Source organism: Candidatus Phytoplasma fabacearum, assembly GCF_030586805.1.
GTDB lineage: Bacteria > Bacillota_I > Bacilli_A > Acholeplasmatales > Acholeplasmataceae > Phytoplasma > Phytoplasma fabacearum.
On the sequence record NZ_JAOSIM010000033.1, the window covers coordinates 1 to 3,159 of the forward strand.

2 protein-coding genes and 2 tRNA genes are annotated in these 3,159 nt (G+C 28.5%); all 4 read right to left on the reverse strand.

Annotated features, from left to right (window positions below):
- Positions 1–422: 422 nt before the first annotated feature.
- The 4 genes from OC705_RS02330 to OC705_RS02345 all read right to left on the reverse strand — a co-directional run bounded on the left by OC705_RS02330 (position 423) and on the right by OC705_RS02345 (position 3,147).
- Entirely contained in the window at positions 423–575 is a 153-nt protein-coding gene (locus tag OC705_RS02330; RefSeq protein ID WP_304512676.1) for a hypothetical protein, read from the reverse strand.
- Between the two features lie 123 nt (positions 576–698).
- A complete protein-coding gene (locus OC705_RS02335) occupies positions 699–2,879 on the reverse strand; it encodes a polyribonucleotide nucleotidyltransferase (RefSeq protein WP_304512675.1) in 2,181 nt (726 codons plus the stop codon).
- Between the two features lie 80 nt (positions 2,880–2,959).
- Positions 2,960–3,035, reverse strand: a tRNA-Asn gene (locus OC705_RS02340).
- A 36-nt stretch (positions 3,036–3,071) separates the two neighbouring features.
- Positions 3,072–3,147, reverse strand: a tRNA-Val gene (locus tag OC705_RS02345).
- Between the last annotated feature and the right edge of the window lie 12 nt (positions 3,148–3,159).

Genomic DNA, 3,159 nt, shown 5'->3' on the forward strand with positions numbered 1-3,159 from the left:
TAAACAATAAATTACTTTCTTCTTTCGCCCTATGAGAGTTATTACCTCTCTTCTTGGTAAGACGATTAGCTAGCTTATTCCAAAACTAGGTTTACTCTTACGACTACTAAGAAGATTCTTTATCCTTGACTATCAGGGCTTTTAGATCCTGATTTGTAAATTTAATTACTTAGTTTTAGGATTCTCCAAGTTACTCTAAATATCTACCTTGGTTCCTTAGGAGAAGTAACCATTTCTATAAATGGTGAGATTCCAGGTTTATTAATTGATAAACTATCCAATCCACATACTATATTGGATAGATTCTGGACTGCTTGCTTATAGTAGTTTACGAAACAGGTTTGTTAATTACATCTTCTTTTGTCTTCTTAGGCCCATTACAGGCTTATCCTTAGAACCATTCGGTGGCGGTATCGTCTTGACTAACTACTTCGTCGCAATCCGCTTTTAAGAACTGCTGTAATTCCTGAAAGTTTCCTTTCAAGAACCGTTCTTATCCTTGCAGTGTTTATCGCACTAGTGATTGGTAAAATCACAGGATATTTAGGCCTCTTTGGCGCCCTATGTGCTAACATGGACTTTCCTAAATTAGAAATCTTTCAATTTCAAAAAAATCTAACTTCGATCACCTTCCATTACTCTTACCATCGATTATTTTAACAAATTTTTTTAAAATTATAATTAATTAATTTAAATAATTATTTTTCCCAAACTAAAGATAAATCAATTTTACCTTTTTCATTTATGAAAACGCATTTAGCTAAAACTTTTTGCCCTACCGAAAGAACATCTTCTACACATTCAACTTTAATATTTGATAATTTGCTAATATGAATAAAACCTTCAATTCCAGGAAAAATCTGAACTATAGCAGCAAAAGAATGACCATTTTTTTTATCATATAAAATTTTCATAACAGTGACTTCATAAACTTTACCTATTTTTATTTCATCTACTAAATTTAAAATATAATTAGATACTTGATTAACAATACTTTCATTATTATGCATAATAAATATATTACCATTTTGTTGAATATCAATTTTAACATTATCATAAGTATCAATAATTTGATTAATAATTTTGCCACCAGCGCCAATGATATCGCGAATTTTATCCACAGGAATAGTAATCATTTTAACTTTAGGTACATAAATAGACATATGTTCCCGATGCTTTTTGATAGTCATATTCATTTTATTTAAAATTTCTATTCTACCCAAACGAGCTTTTTCTAAAACTTCTCGCAAAATATCAAAACTAATACCTTCTATTTTAATATCCATTTGTGCAGCTGTAATACCTTTAAAAGTACCCGCAATTTTAAAATCCATATCACCTTTTTGATCTTCTAATCCTTGAATATCACTTAAAATAGCATAATCATTTTCACTAGCAAAAAATAATCCCATTGCTAAACCCGCTACAGGACTTAATAAAGGAACCCCTGCATCCATCAAAGCCATAGAAGCAGCACAAATAGTTGCTTGTGAAGATGAACCATTAGATTCTAAAATTTCCGATACTACCCTAATAGTATAAGGAAAATCTTGTTCCATAGGAAGAACATGAAATAAAGCTTTTTTAGTTAACATACCATGACCTATTTCTCTTCTAGAAGGCATCATATATTTACCTATAGAACCTACAGCAAAAGGCGGAGAATTATAATGAACAATAAAAGATTCTTTATCTTCTTCACTAAGATCATCTATCAGTTTACATTCGCTTAAAGCGCCAATAGTCACAACCGCTAAACTTTGAGTTTCACCACGAGAAAAAATAGCTGATCCATGAGTGCGTGGTAAAATACCTACTTCAGTTTTAATAGAACGAATTTCATTTAAAGTTCGACCATCAATTCTTCGTTTATCTTTTAAAACCATTTCTCTCACTATATCAGTTAATAAATCATTAAACATATATGTAAATTGTTCTTTTATTTTTTCTAGTTTATATTGATTTTCGCAACTAAACATAAAATTATTCGATATATCATCACTAATCGCAAAGTCTTTATCTTTTATATATTTTTCCAAAATAAAATTTTTAAGATTATTAATTGTATCCGAAAAATTTTTTTTAATAAATTTATTATCGATTTCTTTTTGTAAAGTGATTTTTACAATTTCAAAATACTTAAATTTGAATTTAACATACAAATCAATTTCACAATTATTTTTCAAATCAATATTTTTAATGATATTTAAATTATTTTTAATTTCTTCCTGAAAAATACATAATTGTTTAATAAAATTATGACCAAATAACATAGCTGATATTAAATCTTTTTCTGAAATTTCTTTAGAACTAACCTCTATCATATTTAATTTTTCTTTAGTTCCGCTTAAAACCAACCATAAATCAGAAATATTCTTTTGTTGAGGATCAGGGTTAATAATAAATTGATTGTTAACTCGGCCCACACAAACAGCTGAAACAGCTTTATAAAAAGGAGCATTAGAAATCAATGCAGCTAAAGAACTGCCTAAAATTGCAAAAATTTCATTATTACAACTATCATCATTACTTAAAATAGTATTTACAATTTGAATTTCTTTATTAAAATTTTTTTTAAATAAAGGTCTTAATGTTCTATCTATCAAACGAGCATTTAATATTCCTGAATCAGAAGGTTTTCCTTCTCTTTTTGAGAAATTTCCGGGTATTTTTCCTGCTGCATAAAATTTTTCTTGATAAAAAATCATCAAAGGTAAATAATCTAAACAAACTTCATTATCACCAATAACTAAAACACTTAATAAAACAGTATCTTTATAACGAACTAAAACAGAACTATTAGCTTGTTTAGCTAATTTATTAATTTCTACAATAAGTAAATTATTTTCAAAAGTAGTTTCAAACACTTTCAAAGTCATGAAAATCCCCTTTTTTTCCTAAAATAAATGCGAAAAATATCACAAACTACTTTTGAAAATAAAATATTAAAAATTTAAAATGGCGCCTATGCTAGGGATCGAACCTAGGACATTCTGATTAACAGTCAGATGCTCTACCAACTGAGCTACATAGGCACAAATAAAAATTATAATAATTTGGAAGTTTTGGTTTGGTAGAGAATGAGGGGATCGAACCCCCGACCTCCTGCTTGTAAGGCAGATGCTCTCCCAGCTGAGCTAATTCTCTACTACAAATAAT